Genomic DNA, 20129 nt, shown 5'->3' on the forward strand with positions numbered 1-20129 from the left:
CCTGCTAAAGGGTGTCTTAGAACAATTCGTTGGTCAGTATCAATGTAAGGGCTCAGTATCGCCTTAATTGCGCTCGTCCTACAAAACATGGCAGCGATTTCTACTCCATTGCTTGTAAGGGTTTAGCATGGCTATCAGTGTTTTCGATCTATTCAAAGTGGGCATTGGCCCCTCCAGCTCCCATACCGTCGGCCCGATGCGCGCTGCGGCAACCTTCGCCCAGACGCTGGTCGACCAGCATTTGCTCAGCCAGACCCGCCGCGTCGAGATACGCCTGTACGGCTCGCTCTCCGCCACGGGCATCGGCCACGCCACCGACCGCGCCTGTGTCATGGGCCTGATGGGCGAATGGCCGGACAAGGTCGACCCCACCTCGATCAATGCACGTATCCAGCAACTGCGCGAGTCCAGCCAATTGCTGCTTGCGGGTTCCCAGGAAATTGCCTTCAACTGGCAAACCGACCTCCTGCTATTGGACGAAAGCCTGCCTTACCACCCCAACGCCATGTCCTTGCACGCCTATGGCGACAATGGCTTATTGAGCGAGCAAACCTATTACTCGGTGGGCGGTGGCTTCATCATCGAAGCTGCCGAAGCTGCATCAGGCATCGCACCGACCAGCGATGTGCAATTGCCCTACGACTTTTCCAGCGCGGTAGAACTGCTGGCCTTGTGCAACAAGCACGGCCTGCGGGTTTCCGAATTGATGATGGCCAACGAACGTGCATGGCGCAGCGACGAAGAGATCCGCAGCGGCCTCTTGCATATCTGGTCGGTGATGCGCGAATGCGTGGAACAGGGCCTGCGCGATGAAGGCATCCTGCCTGGTGGCCTGGATGTGCCACGGCGGGCGGCGAAATTGCACCGCAGCCTGTTGGAAATCGGCAAGCCCAACGTCATTACTTCGACATTATCTGCGATGGAATGGGTCAACCTGTTCGCCCTCGCCGTCAACGAAGAAAACGCCGCCGGCGGGCGCATGGTCACCGCGCCGACCAATGGTGCGGCGGGTATCATCCCGGCGGTGCTGCATTACTACATGAAGTTCAATCCTGACGCGTCCGATGACGACGTAGTGAATTTCTTCCTGGCCGCTGCCGCCGTCGGCATTCTCTGCAAGAAAAACGCCTCGATCTCCGGGGCCGAAGTCGGCTGCCAGGGCGAAGTCGGCTCGGCCTGCGCCATGGCCGCCGCCGGCCTGGCCGATATCCTCGGGGCCACCCCGGAGCAACTGGAAAACGCCGCCGAAATCGGCCTGGAACATAACCTCGGCCTGACCTGCGATCCGGTTGGTGGTCTGGTGCAAGTGCCGTGCATCGAGCGCAACGCCATTGCCGCGGTCAAGGCGATCAATGCCACGCAAATGGCCCTGCGCGGCGACGGCAAGCACTTCATTTCCCTCGACCGGGTGATCCGCACCATGCGCGATACCGGCGCCGACATGCATGACAAATACAAAGAAACGTCACGGGGCGGCCTGGCGGTCAGCTGGGTGGAGTGCTGATTGGAGCACTGCTACCCGAGCATCCCGCCTGCGCTGTCTGCGATCGTTTTCTCAGTGTTGCCCTGAAACAGGTCACCGGCCCCAGTAGCCACACAGGACAAAGGTGGGAGGGGGCTTGCCCCCGATAGCTGTGTGTCAGCCAATAAATACTCGGCTGAAAGACCGCTATCGGGGGCAAGCCCTCTCCCACATTGAAACTTCAGCGCCTGTACGGCACGAGGCTTGCTGTAGAGCTTATGAGGAAAACGGACTTTGGCCGATGGTCAGGCGATGCGAACTAATCCTGACACCGGCCGTCAATGACTGCATGTTCTTATCAGGCGGTAACGCACCATGGACAATCCTTTTCAGATCATCACCGATACCTTCAGCCCTCAATACCGCATCAACCTGAGCATCCAGCGGCTGGACGGCAGCATCATGCTCACCCTCTCGGATGAAACCGGCGTGGTGGCCAAGCGCATGATCAGCGCCGAACAGCGCAACGACCCGCAACGGCTGCGACGCCTGGTACAGAGCATCCAGTTCGGCATCGCCATCGAGCAGGGCCATAGCGCCGTGGAAATCCTCGAACTGATGACGGACGGCGACAACCACAAACTCCTGCAGCAACCGCCCGCCCGTACCCTGCCGTTCAGCGTCGGGCTTTAAAGCTCACCCTTCTCGGTTTCCAGGCTCGCCTCGCCCTTGCGACGCGGGCCTTCGACTTTCACCGAAGGGAATGCCGACGACGCGTAGCGCACCACCAGGATGGCAAACGCCAGCAGCAGAATCCCACCGCACAGGTAGATGATGCCCACGTCCGGCGGGTTGTGATGCGACACATTGGAGATCAGCAGGCGCGTCAGCGCGGTGATCGCCACGTAGATCAGGAAGCGCACGGGCATGTGATTGGTCTTGAAGTAAATCCCCACCATCGCGCCCAATTCCAGGTAGATGAACAGCAGCAAGATGTCATCGATCTTGATGTGCCCGTTCTCCAGCATCCCCAGAAATTCCATCACCGCTGCCCAAGCGGTCACCGCTCCGATGGCAAAGAGCGCCAGGTAGTGGAACGACTCGACAAACAGGTTCCCCAGCGACTCGGCCAGCCCATGGACTTGCTGGCGCAGCCTTTCGGCCCAGTTGATTTTCACGATGGTGTTTCCTTAGGTCGGCTCGACCGGATAATGCGGGTTGGACGTGACGGTTGTTCTGTATGCAGAAACAAGGCCATAGGTAGGATAGTGAGATGATGGCCGAGTGACATGGGGCACTTAATTGTGCTCGGATCGTTCCCACGAGTGTGAGAACGATCGGGCCTTAGCATCAAGTTGGTGCGACTTGCTCCAGCGCGCGCTCGACCAGCAGACCGCCCATTTCAATCAACTGATGAATTGCCAGGACCAGGCTTCGCTGCGGACCTTCAAGGTCGAATGCCAGCTTATTGGCCATCTCACAGGCACTGCTCAGGGTTTCGCTGGCGTTTGCGAGTAAGGTCTCTGTGTCTGCCTCAGGTGTGACACTGAATAGCACCGACTCAGTAGGCGGGGGGTTGGGTGTGTGTTTTTTCATGGCCTAGTTCCTTAGTTAAGAAACCATCACCGGCTGCCGCCAAGCAGATTGGGTGACGGATTGCACAAGGTTGGCGGACCGGCAAGGAACACCCCGGCACCCCGAAGGGTCCATGCGCAACCCGCCATGGCAGAAGAATGCTAATGCAAAAATCCAACATTCTTACAGGGGGGGTCGTTGCGCTTCCTTGTTGGGCCGCCAAGCCCGCTCGCTGCAAATGCAGCGCCCGAGGAAGGTAAGCCACCGGACAATTCCAGCGCAACCCCGGCAAGTTGTCAGAAATTTCCGGTGTAGCAAACCCCCATTTCCCAACTACATTAAAAACCTACTATCCAAACCCCAACGTTTGGCTTATCCTTTTCGCTGTATATAAATACAGTAGTCGCAAAAGACAACTATCGTGAAGGCATGTGAGGTGGTGAATGGCCGTCGAAGTGGTATACCGCAGCAGCCGAGATCTGGAGCGTTTGTTCATGGATAAAGCCGAAGCTGACCGTCATGACAAGATGCTTGAACTCGCTGAGTTGCTGGCAGAAGTGTTGCAAAAAGCCGTGCCGTCGCTGAGCGAGCAGCAGGTGGAAGAAGCCGGGATCTACATGGCGAAGAACCGCGATGTATTTGCCAAGGCGTTCAAGAGCCAACCGGACGCGTTGTCCGAGTTGCTGAACCCGGCGGCAGAGTAAAGCCCGAATTGAACAGGCCCTGAATCAAGGATTCAGGGCCTTTTTAATGCCTGGGCTATTTGTACAGCAGGCGCTCGGCCAACTCGTCGGCCACCCGTGCCGGGGAGCGTTTTTCGGCTTGGGCGTGGGCGAAGATTTCGGTCAGGCGCGTGCCGATGTTCGACAGGTGCGCGGTGATGCCGGGCAGGTCCGTGCCGGCGTGTTTGAGGGCGACGTAGATCAGGCCACCGGAGTTGATCACGTAGTCCGGAGCGTAGAGGATGCCACGGCCTTCCAACTGGTCGGCGATGTCCAGGTTGGTCAGTTGGGCGCTGGCCGAACCGGCCACCGCAGCGCAACGCAGCTGGCCAACGCTGCTGCGGTTGAAAACGGCACCCACTCCGCAGGGCGCGAGGATGTCGCAGGGAGTGCTGAGCAAGGCGTCGTTGGCGATGGGGTGGGCGCCCAGTTGCTCCATGGCCAGCTGCACCTTGCCGTGCTCGATGTCGCTGACCAGCAGTTCGGCACCGGCGGCGTGCAGTTGCTCGGCCAGGGCATAACCGACGTTGCCCAGGCCCTGCACCGCGACGCGAAGGCCTTCGAGGTTGTCGCTGCCCAGGCGCGCCATGGCGGTGGTGCGGATGCCCGCGAAGACGCCCATGGCGGCATGGGGCGCAGGGTCGCCAGCGGCGGTGGTACTGGTGACGAAGCGGGTGTGCTGGGCAATGCAGTCCATATCGGCGACTGAGGTGCCGCTGTCGATGGCGGTGATGTAGCGGCCATCGAGTTTTTCGATACAGCGGCCAAATGCTTCGAACAGGGCCGCACGACTTTCCACGTGCGCAGGACGCATGATTACTGCGGTAGCGCCGCCCACCGGCAGCCCAGCCAACGCGGCCTTATAGCTCATGCCTTGGGCCAGTCGTGCAGCATCGGCCACGGCACTTTCATCGTCAGGGTAAGCAAGGTAGCGACAACCGCCCAAGGCAGGCCCGCGACGGCTGTCGTGGATGGCAATGATCGCCTTCAACCCGGTCACCGGGTCGACGCTCAGGTGCAGCGATTCAAGGCGGGTGCTGTGCATGAGCGCAAACATCTTCGAGCTCCCGAATCACTTTTGGTGTTGGCCCAAGTATAGGCTTGCGTCAGAAAACTGCTGGATCGCACTGGAATAAGCGAGTCAGTTTCGTGGGCTCCAAGACATAAGAAAGTGGGATATTTCTCAAGATGCTGGACGAATATTCACAGCAAGGCTAAAACGGGGGCATACGCCGGAGAACGCAATGAATCCCCGCACAGCCTTTTTCGCCTGCCTGGACCGTTCACCCCCTGCGCTGTTTGAAGCCGCGCTATGGATTGCTGCCGAGCATGACGCCCGCGTGCAGCCCTTGCTGATCCTGCAGGATCTCACCGCGCTGCAACAGCAGGTCAGCCTGGGCATGCCCCTGTTGCCCGCAGATGAACTCGGCCAACCGCTGCTGCGGCGCATGAATGACCTCGGGTTCGCCCAGGATGACCACACCCCGTTGCGTCCCGCTGCCGCATTGCTCGACAAGGTGCTGCAACGCAAACGCGGGCAGCCCTTGGCCATGGGCCTGATCGCATTGGAAATGGCGCGGCGCCTGGAGATCCCCATGGTCGGTGTGAACTTCCCCGGCCACTTCCTGCTGCGGGTACCCGGTGCCGATCACCTGTTGGACCCGTGCGGCGGCCGCCGCCTGTACCCCAACGACTGTCGCGACCTGCTGCACCGCCAATACGGGCCGAAACTCAAGTTACAGGCCGATCACCTGCATTCGGCCGAACCTCGGGCGATCCTGCAACGGCTGTCGCGCAACCTGCGCCAACTGCACCTTTCCAATGACGAGCCGCTGGCCGCCCTGATAGATGCCGAACGCGTGCTGGAACTGGGCAATGCCAACGCCGCCGACTACCTGGCGCGGGCCAGCCTGTACCAGCGCCTTGACTGTCCGAGTGCCGAACGCTTTGACCTGGAACATGCGCTAATGCTCAGCGATGACCCGATCCAACGCCTGCGCCTGACCGAGCGGCTGGGGCATCTGCCGCCCAATTCAGTGGTGCATTAAGGCGCCTTGAGAATGTCGCTACGTACCGTGTCAATGGGTTCGCTCACGCCTGGCGAGCGCACCTGGATAATCAACAGCGCCGCCACCACCGCCGGAATCGCGCAGAACAAGAAGATCTGCTGCACCGGTATATGCATCGCCAGTAACAGGCTGCCGAACAACGGCCCCAGGATCGACCCGAACCGCCCCACCCCCAATGCCCAGCCCGTGCCGGTGGCGCGCACCTGCGCCGGGTAGAAATTGCTCGCAAACGCATTGAGGGTCAGTTGCCCGCCGATGATGCAGAACCCGGCGGCAAACACGCAGGCCACCAGGTAGCGTGGGTTGTCGTGGTTCAAGCCCAGCAGGACGGTGCACAACGCCGCTGCCGCCAGTACGCCGGACAGCAGTCGCACTTTGCTTTTCAGGCGGTCGGCAAACCAGGCCATGAGGATGGCGCCCAAGGTACCGGCGAACAGGAACATGGAGGTGACCAGGTTGGCTTCATTCAGCGCCAGGCCGCTTTCGAGCAGCAGCGAAGGCAACCAACTGATCATGAAGTACAGCAGGATCAGGCTGACGAAAAAGGTCGCCCAGATCAACAACGTCGGGCGGGCGTAGCCGTTGCGGAACAGCTCCACCACCGTAAGGTTACTGCCCTGCTCCTGGCGGTTTTCGGCTTCGCTCGCAGACGGCGGCTGCCAATCGGGCAGCATGCGCGCCGTGACCTTGCGCAAACGCAGATACGGCGGTGCATCGCGCAACAGACGCGGCAGGGATTCGGGCAACAGCCACGCCAGGAATGGGAACAGCAGCAACGGCGTCACCCCGCCAGCCAGGAACACGGCCTGCCAACCAAAGCCGTCGATAAACCCCGCGGCTACAAACCCGCCCGCCGCACCGCCGAATGAGAAGCCACACGCGGCCAGGGTCACCATCAAGGTGCGCAGGCGTGGCGGCGAATATTCCGACATCAACGCCATGGCACTGGGCATCGCGCCGCCCATGCCGATACCGCAGATAAACCGTGCCGCCATCAGTGTGGTCAGGGAATTGGCAAACACCATCAGCACTGTGAGGCTGGCGTAGATCAGCACACAGGCCAGCAAGATACGTCGCACGCCAAACCGATCTGCCAGCGGCGTCACCAGCAGCGAGCCCAGGGTCAGGCCCAGCAGGTTGGCACTGAAGACCGGACCAAACGCGGCTTTTTCCAGACCCCAATCCTTGGCCAGCGCCGGCACTACATAACCCAGCACCTGGGCGTCATAGCCATCGGTGACCAGCAGCAATGCCAACAACAGGAGAATCAACCATTGGTAGCGCGACACCGGGCGGGCGTCGAGTGCCGCGCGAAAGCTGGCAATCTGATTGTGCATCGCAAGGTACCTTTATTTTTTTATGTTGGCACGATCAAATGTGGGAGGGGGCTTGCTCCCGATAGCGGTGTGTAAGTTGACAAACTTATTGCTGATACACAGCAATCGGGAGCAAGCCCCCTCCCACATTTGGATTTAGGCAATTTCTGAAAGCTAAGGTGTGTCAGGTTGGTTGGCAGGATGAGCCTGCACAAACGCTGGATGCTGCGCCGCCAACGCCGCTACTCGGCCGATACGCGGGTACGCGCCCAACGGCACCTTGAAGCGCTCGGCCGCGTACAGCTGGGGTATCAGAAACGCGTCCGCCATGCCCGGCTGCGCGCCGAAGCAAAACCCGTCATCGCCAATCAACTGTTCCACCGCGCCCAAACCCTGGCTGACCCAATGGCCGATCCACTCGAGCAGTTGCGCCTCATCATGCCCCCACTTACGCAACAGGTTTTGAGTGCTGGAGTTATGCAACGGATGGATATCGCAGGCGATGATCGACGCTACTGCGCGCTGGTGAGCACGGGACGCGGGATCTTTTGGAAGCAGCGGCACCTGTGGATAACATTCCTCCAGGTACTCAACGATCGCCTGTGATTGAATCAGCAGCGCGCCTTCTTCAGTGCGCAACGCCGGCACGCGCCCTTGCGGGTTGATCGCCAGGTACTCAGGCTGGTGATTGGCGCCGCCTGCCGGCACCAGCAGGTTGACCGGCAATGCAGTGAAGTCCAGGCCCTTGAGCGCCAGGGCAATTCGTACCCGATACGACGCGGTAGAACGGTAATAGGTATAGAGTTCCATTGCCCTGCCCTCTCAGCGCGCCGCGACTACGGTGCCGCGGCATTCACCAAAGCCGATGCTGGCAAAACCTTCGCGGATGCAACGGCCACGCAAGATGATTTCGTCGCCGTCCTCGAGGAATTTACGCACCTCGCCGCAGGGCAGTTCAATCGGTTTTTTACCACCTTCGGTGATCTCCAACAGGCTGCCAAACTGCCCCGGTTGCGGACCGGACAAGGTGCCCGAGCCGAACAGGTCACCGGCCTGCAACTGGCAGCCGTTGACGCTGTGGTGCGCAACCATTTGCGCCACGGTCCAGTACATGTGTTGGGTGTTGCTCAAGGTCAGGCGATGGGGGGGCAGGTTCTGCTCACGCATCGAGGCCGTGGTCAGCAGCGCCTCCAGTTCGATATCAAAGGCACCCGCGTTCTGATCGCGCTTATCCAAGAGATACGACAACGGTTGTGGGTCACCCTCGGGCCGCGCCGGTTGTGCTTTACGGAATGGCTCCAGCGCTTCGGCCGTCACTACCCATGGCGAGATGCTGGTGATAAAGCTTTTCGACAGGAACGGCCCCAGCGGCTGGTATTCCCAGGCCTGGATATCCCGCGCCGACCAGTCGTTAAGCAAGCAGAAACCAGCGATATGCTCGGCGGCATCGCCAATGGCAATCGCGTCGCCCATGGCGTTGCCCTGGCCGATCCAGATGCCCAGTTCCAATTCGTAATCCAGGCGTGCACAGGGTCCGAAGGTCGGCTCGGTCTGGCCGGCCGGCAGGGTCTGGCCCTTGGGACGCCGCACATCCGTGCCCGACGGGCGAATGGTCGAGGCACGGCCGTGGTAGCCAATCGGCACGTACTTATAGTTCGGCAACAATGGGTTATCCGGGCGGAACAATTTGCCGACGTTCTGCGCGTGCTCGATGCCAACGTAGAAGTCGGTGTAGTCATTGATCCTGGCCGGCAAATGCATCTGGCAATCGGCGGCACGGTGCAGCACCTGCGCCTCGCGGGTCTGCAGCTTGCTGCCTTCGGCCAGCAGTTCCAGCAGGCGCTCGCGCAGGGCCACCCGAGGGCCACGGCCGAGTTCAAAAAACGCGTTCAGTTGGCCACCCGCCGTGGCCTCGACGGCGCGTCGGGCTTCACCGTCAAACTCGTCCAGCGCGGCATGCAGGTCGAGGATTGCGTCGCCAATTGCCACACCACTGCGAGGTGCCGAGCCATTGATGCTGAACACGCCCAGTGGCAGGTTTTGCAGGGGGAAATCCGCGTGGCCGTTGGCGGAGGCCACCCAGCTACGGGCAAGCGATGGTTGGGTCATGGGTTATCTCCGATTCGGGTTGAAGGTGGCGGGCAGCGCGGCCCAGCACGCATCGTAGGCAGGTTGCAGTTGCGGGCACTCCAGGGCGAACTGGGTCGGGCGCAACACTTGGCTGGTCTCGAACATGAAGGCCATGGTGTTATCAATTTTGTGCGGTGCCAGGTCTGCAGTGATGGCCTTGGTGCAGGTCTCGCCGTCCGGGCCGTGGGCGCTCATGCAACTGTGCAGCGACGCGCCGCCGGGCAGGAAGCCTTCGGCCTTGGCATCGTAGGCGCCCTGGATCAGGCCCATGTATTCGTTCATCAGGTTGCGGTGGAACCACGGCGGACGGAAGGTGTTCTCGGCCACCATCCAGCGCGGTGGGAAGATCACGAAGTCGAGGTTGGCCAAGCCATGGGTGCTGGTGGGCGAAGTCAATACGGTGAAGATCGACGGGTCCGGGTGATCGAAACTCACCGTGCCGATAGTGTTGAAACGCCGCAAGTCGTATTTGTACGGCACGTTATTGCCGTGCCAGGCGACCACGTTGAGTGGCGAATGATCGAGCTCGCAGGCCCACAGCTCACCGAGGAATTTCTGTACCAGCGTTGTAGGTTGCTTGAGGTCTTCATAGTGGGCAACGGGTGTAAGGAAGTCGCGAGGGTTGGCCAGGCCGTTGCTGCCGATAGGTCCTAGATCCGGCAGGCGCAGCGGGGCGCCGTGGTTTTCCGCGACGTAGCCGCGTGCTTGCGCGTCCAGCAGCTCGATACGGAATTTCAAGCCACGGGGCAGCACGACGATTTCCAGCGGCTCGACTTCCACCACGCCGAGTTCGGTGGCGATACGCAAGCGGCCTTGCTCGGGAACGATCAACAGTTCGCCGTCGGCATTAAAGAACACGCGCTCCATCGAGCGATTGGCGCGGTAGTGGTAGATGCTGATGCCCGAAGGTTTTTCCGACCCCGAGTTGGCCACCATGCCGACCAGGCCGTCGATAAAGTCCGTCGGTTCACTCGGAATATCCAACGGGTTCCAACGCAGGCGATTAGGCGTTACTGCGCCCAGCGGGCCACCGGCCAATTGGCGTTCCAGCTTGATGAACGCCGGGTGGTTGGCCGACGGCTGGATGCGGTACAGCCAGGTACGCCGCGCTTCGCTGCGGGCCATGGTGAAGGCGGTACCGGAAAACAGTTCGGTGTAGAGCCCGTAAGGGGCTTTTTGCGGCGAGTTCTGGCCGACCGGCAGCGCGCCAGGCAAGGCCTCGCTGGCGAATTCGTTGCCAAAGCCCGAAAGGTATTCGAGGTCCATGGATCTTCCTCTGTACACAAGTTATTTTTATCGTAATTCGGTTACGCATAACGTAATTTGATCGCTATCGAGCGTCAAGCTATAAAGACGCCCATTCATCTCTCGGATTCTCGCCCTTCCATGGAAAAGCCCCGCGACACCGGTAAACAGAAAGTCCGCTCGGCGGAAGTCGGCACCGATATCCTCAAGGCCCTGGCCGAACTGTCTCCCTCCACCTCGTTGTCACGCCTGGCCGAACATGTGCAGATGCCGGCGAGCAAGGTCCACCGCTATCTACAGGCGTTGATCGCCTCGGGTTTTGCCGAACAGAACCCCGCCACCAACCATTACGGCCTGGGCCGCGAAGCGTTGCGCGTGGGCCTGGCGGCGCTGGGCAGCATGGATGTGTTGAAAGTCGGCGCCATGCCCCTGGCGGAGCTGCGCGATGAATTGAATGAAACCTGCTTCCTGGCGGTGTGGGGCAACCAGGGCGCGACGGTGGTGCAGATTGAGCCGGCAGTGCGTGCCGTCACGGTGGTGACGCAGTTGGGATCGGTATTGCCATTGCTCAGCTCGTCCACCGGGCTGGTGTTCAGCGCCTACCTGCCATCGCGGGAAACCGTGGAATTGCGCGAACGCGAGATCCAAGCCGGCGCCGCCCACTCGCTGGCGGACGATCAGGCCTACGCCACGGTGTGCGAGCAGATCCGCAGCCGTGGCCTGCATTTTGTGCATGGCTTGCTGATGCCCGGCGTGGATGCGTTGTCGGCGCCGGTGTTCAATGCGGTGGGGCATGTGGCGGCGGTGATGACCGTAGTCGGCCCGACATCACTGTTCCACGCCGATGAAGATGGCCCGGCGGCGCAGCATCTGCTGGCGGCGACCCGGGCCGTGAGTTGGCGCATGGGCTATCAGCCCTGAATCAATCCTCGCTGCGTGACAGGGCCACGGCCACGCGATCCTCCAGCGCCTTGACCTGCGCGCCGGCCACCACATAGTTGTTGGTCAGCATCGAGAACACCAGCTTGCGCCCGTGGGCGTCGGTGACGTAGCCGCTCAATGACGACACGCCGCCCATGGAGCCGGTCTTGGCATGCAGGTTGTTTTGCGCTGGGGTGGCGCGCAGGCGATAACCCAGGCTGCCGCCGGTCATGCGGTCAGTGTTGCCAGCAATCGGCAGCGCGTTGTACCAGGCGTTGAACCACGGCTGTTTACTCGCGGCCAGCAGCAGGTCGGTGAGGGTTTGCGCCGACACCAGGTTGCGCCGCGACAGGCCGGAACCGTCAACTTGATTGAGGCTGCTTGTGTCCACCCCCTGGCGCTTCAAGAACCCGGCCACCGCCACCACGCCCGCCGCCGCCGTGCCGCTGTTGGCGGTCTGGCGGCCCATGGCCTTGAGCAAGGCTTCGGACATGTTGTTGTTCGAGAGCTTGAGCAGCGGCACGATCAGCTCCTGCAATGGCGCCGATTGGTGCTCGGCCAGCATTGTCACTGCTGCCGGACTCGCCCCGCCCATCACCCGGCGCCCCAATACCGTAATCCCCTGCTGCGCCAGCGCCTGCTCAAACAGATTAGCCACCAGTTGCGTCGGCTCCCAGACACTGATCAGTTGCTGGCTCTGTCGCCCCGGAGCCACTGCGCCACTGAGCTGCAGCAGGTTGGTACCATGGCGACGGTTGATTCCATAGGTGTTGCCCGGCCCACTCACGGCGCGATTGCTCAGTTGCAGGTAATCGGTGGGCGGGAAGATATCGACACTCACCGGCGAGCCAGCCCGCAACGGCGCCTTGGCGGTGACCAGTACGCTGCCGGCATCGAAATCTGCATTGGGTGCCACGGTCAGCGCCGAAATCTGCGCGCCGTAGTAGGTGGTTTCATCATCATGGGACCAGTCGACGCCCAGCCGCTCGGCATCGAACCAGGTGTCATCGAACACCAGGTCACCCTGAACCTGGCGCACACCCTGGCTGGCCAACTGCGCGGCGAGGGCCTGGTAGTCGGCGAACTGGATGCTCGGGTCGCCGAGGCCACGCAGGTACAGGTTGCCAGTCAGACGGTCGCCCTGGCGTATGCCATCACTGACTAACTGAGTAGAGAAACGGTACTGCGGCCCCAACACATCCATCGCCGCCGCGGTGGTCAGCAGCTTGAGGTTGGAAGCGGGCACCAACCGGGTGCGCGGGTTGTGCTGGTAGAGCGTGGTGCCAGTGCGGGCATCGCGCACCATCAGCGACACCGTGGCGCCGTGCAGCGCCGGGTCGGTTAACAGTTTGTCCAGGGTGGCAGGCGTGGACGTCTGCGAAACGCTGGCGCAGCCGCCCAACAACAAGCTCAAGCCGACCAGCAGGGCGCTGGTGTGAAACCATTTTGCAAAATGCATCAGTCGCGTTTTCCATAAGCATCGAATGCCCGCAACGCTAACAGCTCAGGTGTCAATGTGGGAGGGGGCTTGCCCCCGATAGCGGTGTGTCAAGCAACATTAGTGTTTGCTGACACACCGTCATCGGGGGCAAGCCCCCTCCCACATTTGATCTTCGCTGCTTTAAGCATTTCGTTCGCTTAACTGACTGGCATCAGGGCAAGCCTCCTCCCACACAAAGCGAACTGCAGTCAGAAGGTAAGGGTGCTGGACACTGACACCTGCCGCGCATCGCCTATGGACACAAACTGCGTATTCACCGACGAGGTGTAGTAGGTACGGTCGAACAGGTTCTTCACGTTGAGCTGGAACTTGACCTTCTGCCCCTCAAGCCTGGTGTCATAGCTGGCGAACACATCGGCCACGGTGTAGCTCGGCAGTTCGAAGCTATTGGCCGCGTCCCCGGCGCGCTTGCCCACATAACGTGCACCAGCGCCGACCCGCAATTGATCGCCACCCAGGATGCTGCCGAAGTCATACACCGCCGACAGCGAGCCGGTGTTTTTCGCCACGTTCTGCAGGCGGTTGCCTTTGAGCGTCGGGTCTTCGGTGACCTCGGCATCGGTGTAGGCATAGCTGCCGATCAGGCTCCAGTTGTCGGTCAACTGGCCGCTGGCATCCAGCTCCAGGCCACGGGAGCGTACCTTGCCCGCCACGCTGTAGACCGACGTCAAGCCTTCACCCACCTGCACCAGCACATTGCGCTTGTCGATCGTGAACAGCGCCGCGCTCGCAGTGATACGTCCCGGCATATCGAACTTGGTGCCCAGCTCCCAGGCCTTGGACTCTTCCGGCTGCAGGCTGCCGTCCAGCATGGTTTTATTCGCCAGTGGCGCGATGGTGGAGTTGGGCTTGAACGACTCGGTATAGCTGCCGTAGAACGACAGCTCATCGGTGTAGCGATACACCAGGCCGGCACGCGGCACCCACTTCTGCCCGTTGCCATCAGTGTTGGCAGTGAACGGCACGCCCTTGCCGGCGTATTGGTCGTACATCTGGTAGCGCGCACCGCCGACCAGGATCCACTGGTCATTGAGGTGGATGGCATCCTGAAAGAACAGCGAGTCGCTGCGCAGCAGGTCGGTCTGGTTGCTGTCGGGGGCGCTGACCCTGGAACCCGCCACTTCGTTGCCATACACGGGGTTGTTGTAGTCGAACGTGCCACGCGGCGCCTGGCGGATCAGGTCGGCACGGTAGATCTTGCGGTACTCGTCGTCCAGGCCGAACACCAAGTCATGTTGCATGCCGGCCACGTTGACCTTGCCTTCGAGGCTGGCGGTGGCAAAGCGGTCAGTGGTCAACGCGCCCTGGGTGCCATCCATGCTGCGGGTCAGGGTGCCGTTGGTGTTGACCTTGACCACGCGCACCTGGCTGGCATCGTAGGTCTCGCGGTTCCAGCTGTAGCCAAAGTGGGCCTTCCAGTCGTCGTTCAGATCGTGATCGACGGTGAGGCGGTATAAATCCGAGCGGCCTTCCATATTGTTGAATGGCTCATCCAGGCGACGGGTGGCGGGGATGTTCAACGGGTGGTTGGTCTTGGGGTCGATGGCGGTGCCACGGTCGAACGGCGCGAGAAATTCGCGGTGCTCATAGGCCACTGCCACTTGGGTGGTGTCGCCATACCAAGCCAGGGACGGCGCCACCAGCGTCTCACGGTGGGTGCCGTAGTTACGCCAATAGTCTTCATCTTCATGATCGACGATCAGCCGATAGGCCAGGCCGCTGTCACCGAGCGGGCCGGTGGTGTCCAGGTTGCCACCGCTGCCGTTCTTGCCGCTGCCGAAGCTCGAGCCACGGGCGGTCAGGGAAGTGGACTGCACCAGCTCGGGCTTCTTGCTGACGATATTGACCACGCCACCCGGGTCCTGGATGCCATACAACAAAGACGACGGGCCCTTGAGCACTTCGACACGCTCGGCGGTCGCGTTCATGGCCCGGCCCTGCACCACCGGCATGCCGTCCTTCATGATCGAGCCATTACGGTTGTCGCCAAAACCGCGCAACATCACCGCGTCCTGGGTGCTGCCGAGGGTGTTGGACTGGGTGATGCCGCTGATATTGCCCAGGGCGTCATCCAGGTTGCGCGGCTGTTGGTCGCGGAGCACCTGGGCCGGCACCACGTTGACGGTTTGCGGGGTTTCCAGCAAAAGGCCACGGGAGCGCATCACCGAGCTGGTGATCGGCGGCTGGTAGCTGGTGCTGTCCTGGGTCGGGTTGGCTGCGCTGATGGTGGTGGCGCCGAGGCTCACCGCTGCGTCGGTAGGCACCGGCTCCAGGGCCAGGGTGCGGGCGTCGATCTGGCGGAAGGTAAAACCTGAATGGCTCAGCAGGCGTTGCAGGGCCTGGGTCGCACTCATCTGCCCGCTGACCTCCGGGGCATTGAGGCCATAGGGCGCGTCATCGGTGTAGATCACGCTCAGGCCCGTGACCCGGCTGAAATCGCTCAGGGCCTGGGGCAACGGTTTGGCGGCCAGGGCAAACTTGAACTGAGCGCTTTGCTGCTCCTGCGCCTGGGCGATGCCAAGCGGCAGCAATGCCAACCCCGACACCGCTAATACCGAGGCTCCCAGCCACTGTTCTACCCAACCGCTTGCCGTTGCCTTCATGCTGTGAGAACCCGTGTAGAAAACGCTGTTAATGCGAATAGATCGCAGTTTCATGCACTACACGGATGGGCCGCGGGTTTACCTCACCTGAATCAGAAAATATTTTCTCGGATGCTCCCTAGTCGCCTCTGTCAATCAATGAGCCGCTCGCCGCCAGGCACTCCTTGGCGCTCTTCTTCAGCTTCTTGATCAGCCGCTCCTGGCGCAACGCCTCCCCTTTGCTTGCACACTGCTCGGTATAAACCAGCGCAACAGCGGGGCTGGACAAGAAAAACCGCGCGCCCTTGCCGCTTTGATGGGAGGCAAAGCGGCGCACCGGATCATTGCTGATGCCGCAATACAGCGAGCCATTGGCGGCGCGCACCAGGTAGACAAACCAGGGTTTGGATTCAGAAGGATCAGTCACAAGTCGTTTCGGCAAACCGCAGGGAGGCCAATCTTATCAACGACCGGCCTGGAATGCCTTCAAGCCTTTGCGTGCCTGGGCACGCACGGCGTTTTTCAGCGCTGGCGACCAGCCGAGCAACAGGCCCTTGAGGCCCAACGCCTGGCGCGACCAACGCCACAGGTCGAAGTGGTCATGGTGTTCGCAGATCTTGCCGTCGCGAAACACAAACCTGGCGCCGATATCGTTGACCACGGTATTGCCGGTGGCGCTGAACAGGTACGTCGCCACCCAGTGCGCGCTGCCGGTGGTTGCATCACTGCGCACCTGGTCGAACGTCAGGGAAAAGTCCTTGGCGCGGGTGGTGAGCATGCGCCACATGTCGCCGGCATCGCGCCCGCGCAATTCACCGAAGGCCGGGTCGCTGAATATCACGTCATCGGTGTAGCAGGCGGCCATGGCTTCGGCGTCCAGGCGTTGGAAGGCCTGGTAGAACTGGGTGATCAGGGCGTTATGGGCATCACTCATGGGCAGGTTTCGCACGTGGTTCAGGAAGGACTGAACGATAGTCCGCACCGCATGGGAAAGCCATGGCTATTCACCGTGTCGATGAGTGATGCCCGACCGTATCAGAGGTAGACCACATCCAGTGTGGCGCTGCCGTCTATCTGGATCTCTTCGGTAATCGGCAGATTCCGCTTGTTGGTCAGCGTCGTGGCCACTTCCAGCACCCCCTTGAAGGTGGTCATCGCCAGCGGTGTCGGAGTGGGGTTGCCAGGGTCCTTGATGCTGCGTAGAAAGCCCGGCTGCCAAGCCGTACTGCCGGAGGCCTCGAGCCACATGTTGCCATTGGCCGACTCAATCGGGGTACCCGGTACGTCATCGGCGCTCACCTCAGCCATGTTGAGGACGTACCAGCCGATTTTTGTATTGTCACTGGCCAGGCCAAGGCCGAACACTGCCGTCGATCCATTGTTCCCACTCGAGGTACCGGGGCGATTATCGGTACTCTTGATTGCGATCAGCGTCGGCGCATCGCAGGTCACCGACACCTGCAAAGAGGAATCGGGAAGTTTGGTCTCAAGGTAGGGATGCAGGTCCTGGGCCGAGATCTTGCCGTGGTCGACCATGCCGCCATTGGACAAGAGGGGCGTACAGGCTGCCGGTGTGATCTTGCCGACCACACTGAGATCCACACTGGACGCAGCCATTACATTGGAAACACCCGCCCACAACAAGGCGGCGGTCATAAGTGCACGAGACGGTTGCATATCAATGCTCACTTTCGGCCGATTATCAACGGATCGAACAACGCACTCCGGCGTTTTGCCAACCTGCAGTTCGGCTCAACTAATTAGACTAGGAATGTCAGCCCATCGCTATAACGACGAAAAGACCATGACAACTTAGAGCAGGCCGCCTTCAAGTTGAATACAACTAATACGAATCCAAACTCACACACTAGTTAATTAACCACTGTCACAAAACTGCAACTTTCTAAGGCACCATGCCTGCGGCACGCGCATAAGCGAACAAGTCCACATCCGTGGATATACACAACCGGTGCATGGCGGTGCTTTTTTGTTTGCTGATGGTGGAAATACTGCGATTGACCCGCGCCGCAATCTGGCTGACGGTCATGCCGCTGGCGAGCATGCGCACCACCTCGCGCTCCTTGCCGGACAGCTGCGGCTGTTGCGATTGATCACCCGGCCCCGCCTCCACCAACTGCTCGCGCAGGGACTCGCTGGCGAAGTTCTGGCCGGCGCTCACCGCCTTGATCGCCTGGGGCAGTTCCTTGGCCGAGGCGCTCTTGGCAACGATGGCGCGTGCGCCATGGGCAAATGAGGCACGCAAGGTGGCCACGTTGGCGAACATGGTTACCAGAATCACCGGCAGCGCCGGGTACTGGCGATTCAACAGGCTCAGCAGGCCGTAACCATCGGCCTGCTGGCCCCCAGGCATGGCGAAGTCAGTGACGAGCACATCGCAAGGCACCTTGGCCAATAAGTTGAGCAACTCATCGGGACCGTTGGCCTCACCAACCACCTTGCACTTGCCGCCCGCCTCAATCACCACTCTCTGCCCAATACGTACGATGGGATGATCGTCAGCAATAATTACACGAAGCATAGATACCCACGAATGATGGCAAATTGAATGCACGCAAAATAACCTTGCTGACGATTGGTAACAACCGGTAACAGCAAGTGAGGTTCAGCCGCACCCCATGTTTTGAAGGGGGTAGTTTTGAACTTACAGAACAAAAGGAAAATTCTTACACTCCAAAGTCACGACAAAACCGTTCAACTTCGACAAATCGTCACAATGCACGCAAGTAGTCGAGATAAGCCGCCAGATCGCGCTGGAAAACTTCCAACTTCTGCAGGTTGAATGCCACGCCATGGGCACGTACCTCGCTGATCAAGACGCTGCCCCTGGACTCCAGCCCCGCGCTTCCCAAAAAGGCCAGGCTGCCCACGAGGCGATGCAAGCGCTCGGCGGTCAATCCGGCATCCAGGCTAGTAAGCGCGTGCGTCAGTGCCTGGGTGTCCTGCTGCGCTTCCATGAGCAGGCTGCGTAGCATCTGATCCACGATCTGCGGGCTGCCAAACAGCTCGACCAGGCTGGCGCGAGTCGGCCAACCCGGCGCAGAAGCGCCCGGCGACCGGCTCGAAAGCGCTGCCGGTTCGCCGGGCAGCCAGCGCATAAGCATGTCACGCAACGGTTCAAGGGCCAGCGGTTTGAGCAACCAGGCATCCATGCCGGCGTCGCGGCAGCGTTGCGGGTCGTCGTGCACCAGGTTACCGGTCAGCGCGATGATCGGCACTCGCTCACCCCCCAGGTCCTGCTCGCGCTGGCGTATGGCACGCGCCAGGCTATACCCATCCATGACCGGCATCTGGCAGTCGCTGATCACCAGGTCAAAACGCCGGCACGCCATGGCCGCCATGGCACTGCTGCCATTTTCGACCAATTGGTGGCTCAGCCCGAGCTTGTCCAGCTGCCAGCCCATCATCGCCCGGTAGGCGCAATGATCCTCCACCACTAACACACAATGATGCCGCCAATGTGCCGGCGTCGTGGCCTGGCGCATCAGTTGTTCTGCGAAGCGACATCGCTCGAAAGCACGCCCGCCTACCTCATCAGGTGCTTCTTTGCAGTACTACTGGGGTTCGGGCAGCACTGACGTAACAGTCAGGAACAACCATTCAAGGCACTGCATGGCGCAGCCCTTAAAGCCATTCAAATAACTGTAATCGCACAATCAAAATATCCTTTCAGATGCATAACTGACGATACAACAACTACGAAAAACAACTTTCTCGCTTAAATAGCCTCACCACCGCGTCGCTCTGCTCGCCTGCGGGCCAATGTCGTAAAAGTTGTATATCCGCGTATAGCGGCGATCACTAGATTGTGTGCACCCCGCCAGAGGGTAACGATCCGCCACATTTATCAGGGCGGTTATAACCCAGACCTGACAGCACTTGCCTTGCTGTCGTGGGTCGCCATGGGTCTGTTTTCACCTACTGGCCACACACCGGAACAACACATCTATGAACAAGCATTTGGTTGCCTTTGGCAGCATCCTGTTGATCACCTGTACGCCATTCGTCTTTGCGGCCAGTTCCCAGGACCTCACCGTCAGGGGCGTGATTACTCCCAGCGCCTGCGACACCCAGATTACCGGCGGTGGCGTGGTCGATTTCGGAAAAATGTCGGCCAAGGAGCTCAATGCCGAGCAATACACACCACTGCCCAGGCAAACCGTGCAATTGAGCGTGAGCTGCGAAGGGCCAACGCTGTTCACCTTGAACACCATCGACAACCGGCCCGGCTCCAGCGCCAATCACCCGCACTGGCATGGCCTGGGCATGACCCCGGAAGGCGAGAAGATCGGCGGCGCCGGCTTCAACCTGCATAACCCGCTGGCCGACAACCTGCCCGCCCAAACCATCAACTCAAGCGATGGTGGCACAACCTGGCAACTGGGCACCCAGCTCAACCCCACCGTATTGACGGCAGTGGCGATCAACAACGTGCCAGTGCCGGTAGCGGTGCGCCAGTTCCACGCCAACCTCAGGCTCAACACCCACATCGCGCCCAGCGACAACCTGACGCTGCTCGACGAAGTGCCGGTGGACGGCCACGCCACCGTACAACTCATGTACCTGTAACTGCCGTACACAGCCCCTA

At 60.7% G+C, this 20129-nt stretch carries 20 protein-coding genes; 6 read left to right on the forward strand and 14 right to left on the reverse strand.

Going from position 1 to position 20129, the window contains the following annotated elements; genetic code table 11:
- Positions 1–127 precede the first annotated feature (127 nt).
- Entirely contained in the window at positions 128–1504 is a 1377-nt protein-coding gene (locus NMB39_RS23530) for an L-serine ammonia-lyase (RefSeq protein ID WP_057021472.1), read from the forward strand.
- A gap of 333 nt (positions 1505–1837) precedes the next feature.
- Positions 1838–2155 carry a DUF3509 domain-containing protein gene (locus NMB39_RS23535; protein WP_494339996.1) on the forward strand — a complete coding sequence of 106 codons (318 nt, stop codon included), beginning with the start codon at positions 1838–1840 and terminating at the stop codon, positions 2153–2155.
- Here NMB39_RS23535 and NMB39_RS23540 read toward each other — a convergent pair.
- Both NMB39_RS23540 and NMB39_RS23545 read right to left on the reverse strand, forming a co-directional pair.
- Entirely contained in the window at positions 2152–2640 is a 489-nt protein-coding gene (locus tag NMB39_RS23540) for a phosphate-starvation-inducible protein PsiE (protein ID WP_016978246.1), read from the reverse strand. The genes NMB39_RS23535 and NMB39_RS23540 overlap by 4 nt on opposite strands.
- A 172-nt stretch (positions 2641–2812) precedes the next feature.
- A complete protein-coding gene (locus tag NMB39_RS23545) occupies positions 2813–3058 on the reverse strand; it encodes a DUF6124 family protein (RefSeq protein ID WP_046071067.1) in 246 nt (81 codons plus the stop codon).
- 422 nt (positions 3059–3480) lie between these two features.
- On the opposite strand from NMB39_RS23545, the gene NMB39_RS23550 reads away from it, so the two are divergent.
- A complete protein-coding gene (locus NMB39_RS23550) occupies positions 3481–3741 on the forward strand; it encodes a YebG family protein (RefSeq protein WP_003188807.1) in 261 nt (86 codons plus the stop codon).
- Between the two features lie 55 nt (positions 3742–3796).
- Here NMB39_RS23550 and NMB39_RS23555 read toward each other — a convergent pair whose 3' ends face one another.
- Positions 3797–4816 (reverse strand): Glu/Leu/Phe/Val dehydrogenase family protein, encoded by a 1020-nt coding sequence (locus tag NMB39_RS23555; protein ID WP_494339995.1) that lies wholly within the window; start codon positions 4814–4816, stop codon positions 3797–3799.
- Between the two features lie 187 nt (positions 4817–5003).
- Between NMB39_RS23555 and NMB39_RS23560 the strand changes: the two genes are divergently transcribed.
- Positions 5004–5807, forward strand: a complete 804-nt coding sequence (locus NMB39_RS23560) for a SirB1 family protein (RefSeq protein WP_057021473.1) — start codon at positions 5004–5006, stop codon at positions 5805–5807.
- Here the strand turns inward: NMB39_RS23560 and NMB39_RS23565 are convergent.
- From NMB39_RS23565 to hmgA, 4 genes are all read right to left on the reverse strand, one after another.
- Complete coding sequence (locus tag NMB39_RS23565; protein WP_057021474.1) at positions 5804–7165, reverse strand: MFS transporter; 1362 nt, start codon at positions 7163–7165, stop codon at positions 5804–5806. The two genes, NMB39_RS23560 and NMB39_RS23565, sit on opposite strands and share 4 nt — an antisense overlap.
- Before the next feature lie 153 nt (positions 7166–7318).
- Positions 7319–7954: a maleylacetoacetate isomerase gene (gene maiA, locus NMB39_RS23570; protein ID WP_057013023.1), complete on the reverse strand. Its 636-nt coding sequence runs from the start codon at positions 7952–7954 to the stop codon at positions 7319–7321.
- Positions 7955–7966: 12 nt separating this feature from the next.
- Positions 7967–9253 (reverse strand): fumarylacetoacetase, encoded by a 1287-nt coding sequence (fahA, locus tag NMB39_RS23575; RefSeq protein WP_494339994.1) that lies wholly within the window; start codon positions 9251–9253, stop codon positions 7967–7969.
- A 3-nt stretch (positions 9254–9256) separates the two neighbouring features.
- Entirely contained in the window at positions 9257–10540 is a 1284-nt protein-coding gene (hmgA, locus tag NMB39_RS23580; protein ID WP_306957143.1) for a homogentisate 1,2-dioxygenase, read from the reverse strand.
- 120 nt (positions 10541–10660) lie between these two features.
- Between hmgA and NMB39_RS23585 the strand changes: the two genes are divergently transcribed.
- A complete protein-coding gene (locus NMB39_RS23585; protein WP_057021477.1) occupies positions 10661–11440 on the forward strand; it encodes an IclR family transcriptional regulator in 780 nt (259 codons plus the stop codon).
- 1 nt (position 11441) lies between these two features.
- Here the strand turns inward: NMB39_RS23585 and dacB are convergent, their stop codons facing one another.
- From dacB to NMB39_RS23620, 7 genes are all read right to left on the reverse strand, one after another.
- Entirely contained in the window at positions 11442–12899 is a 1458-nt protein-coding gene (gene dacB, locus NMB39_RS23590) for a D-alanyl-D-alanine carboxypeptidase/D-alanyl-D-alanine endopeptidase (RefSeq protein ID WP_494339993.1), read from the reverse strand.
- A gap of 230 nt (positions 12900–13129) precedes the next feature.
- A complete protein-coding gene (locus NMB39_RS23595; protein ID WP_494339992.1) occupies positions 13130–15544 on the reverse strand; it encodes a TonB-dependent siderophore receptor in 2415 nt (804 codons plus the stop codon).
- Positions 15545–15662: 118 nt separating this feature from the next.
- On the reverse strand, positions 15663–15950 hold the full coding sequence (locus NMB39_RS23600; protein ID WP_057021480.1) for a GIY-YIG nuclease family protein: 288 nt from the start codon (positions 15948–15950) through the stop codon (positions 15663–15665).
- Between the two features lie 36 nt (positions 15951–15986).
- Positions 15987–16457, reverse strand: a complete 471-nt coding sequence (locus tag NMB39_RS23605) for a nuclear transport factor 2 family protein (protein WP_057021481.1) — start codon at positions 16455–16457, stop codon at positions 15987–15989.
- A 101-nt stretch (positions 16458–16558) separates the two neighbouring features.
- Positions 16559–17200: a DUF1120 domain-containing protein gene (locus NMB39_RS23610; RefSeq protein ID WP_057021482.1), complete on the reverse strand. Its 642-nt coding sequence runs from the start codon at positions 17198–17200 to the stop codon at positions 16559–16561.
- A gap of 226 nt (positions 17201–17426) precedes the next feature.
- Complete coding sequence (locus NMB39_RS23615) at positions 17427–18062, reverse strand: response regulator (protein WP_057021483.1); 636 nt, start codon at positions 18060–18062, stop codon at positions 17427–17429.
- Positions 18063–18252: 190 nt separating this feature from the next.
- Positions 18253–19026, reverse strand: a complete 774-nt coding sequence (locus tag NMB39_RS23620; RefSeq protein WP_082636601.1) for a response regulator — start codon at positions 19024–19026, stop codon at positions 18253–18255.
- Positions 19027–19489: 463 nt separating this feature from the next.
- Between NMB39_RS23620 and NMB39_RS23625 the strand changes: the two genes are divergently transcribed.
- The gene (locus NMB39_RS23625; protein ID WP_057021485.1) at positions 19490–20110 is read left to right on the forward strand and encodes a DUF1120 domain-containing protein; all 621 of its coding nucleotides are present in this window, start codon (positions 19490–19492) and stop codon (positions 20108–20110) included.
- The last annotated feature ends 19 nt before the right edge of the window (positions 20111–20129 follow it).

The sequence above is a fragment of the Pseudomonas sp. FBCC-B545 genome (assembly GCF_059134095.1).

Excerpts from the sequence above, each read along its gene's own strand:
- NMB39_RS23555 (WP_494339995.1), bottom strand. The coding sequence starts at position 4,816 with ATGTTTGCGCTCATGCACAGCACCCGCCTTGAATCGCTGCACCTGAGC.
- dacB (WP_494339993.1), bottom strand. The coding sequence starts at position 12,899 with ATGCATTTTGCAAAATGGTTTCACACCAGCGCCCTGCTGGTCGGCTTG.
- maiA (WP_057013023.1), bottom strand. The coding sequence starts at position 7,954 with ATGGAACTCTATACCTATTACCGTTCTACCGCGTCGTATCGGGTACGA.
- fahA (WP_494339994.1), bottom strand. The coding sequence starts at position 9,253 with ATGACCCAACCATCGCTTGCCCGTAGCTGGGTGGCCTCCGCCAACGGC.
- NMB39_RS23545 (WP_046071067.1), bottom strand. The coding sequence starts at position 3,058 with ATGAAAAAACACACACCCAACCCCCCGCCTACTGAGTCGGTGCTATTC.
- NMB39_RS23530 (WP_057021472.1), top strand. The coding sequence starts at position 128 with ATGGCTATCAGTGTTTTCGATCTATTCAAAGTGGGCATTGGCCCCTCC.
- NMB39_RS23595 (WP_494339992.1), bottom strand. The coding sequence starts at position 15,544 with ATGAAGGCAACGGCAAGCGGTTGGGTAGAACAGTGGCTGGGAGCCTCG.
- hmgA (WP_306957143.1), bottom strand. The coding sequence starts at position 10,540 with ATGGACCTCGAATACCTTTCGGGCTTTGGCAACGAATTCGCCAGCGAG.
- NMB39_RS23620 (WP_082636601.1), bottom strand. The coding sequence starts at position 19,026 with ATGCGCCAGGCCACGACGCCGGCACATTGGCGGCATCATTGTGTGTTA.
- NMB39_RS23565 (WP_057021474.1), bottom strand. The coding sequence starts at position 7,165 with ATGCACAATCAGATTGCCAGCTTTCGCGCGGCACTCGACGCCCGCCCG.
- NMB39_RS23560 (WP_057021473.1), top strand. The coding sequence starts at position 5,004 with ATGAATCCCCGCACAGCCTTTTTCGCCTGCCTGGACCGTTCACCCCCT.
- NMB39_RS23605 (WP_057021481.1), bottom strand. The coding sequence starts at position 16,457 with ATGAGTGATGCCCATAACGCCCTGATCACCCAGTTCTACCAGGCCTTC.
- NMB39_RS23550 (WP_003188807.1), top strand. The coding sequence starts at position 3,481 with ATGGCCGTCGAAGTGGTATACCGCAGCAGCCGAGATCTGGAGCGTTTG.
- NMB39_RS23625 (WP_057021485.1), top strand. The coding sequence starts at position 19,490 with ATGAACAAGCATTTGGTTGCCTTTGGCAGCATCCTGTTGATCACCTGT.
- NMB39_RS23585 (WP_057021477.1), top strand. The coding sequence starts at position 10,661 with ATGGAAAAGCCCCGCGACACCGGTAAACAGAAAGTCCGCTCGGCGGAA.
- NMB39_RS23535 (WP_494339996.1), top strand. The coding sequence starts at position 1,838 with ATGGACAATCCTTTTCAGATCATCACCGATACCTTCAGCCCTCAATAC.
- NMB39_RS23615 (WP_057021483.1), bottom strand. The coding sequence starts at position 18,062 with ATGCTTCGTGTAATTATTGCTGACGATCATCCCATCGTACGTATTGGG.
- NMB39_RS23610 (WP_057021482.1), bottom strand. The coding sequence starts at position 17,200 with ATGCAACCGTCTCGTGCACTTATGACCGCCGCCTTGTTGTGGGCGGGT.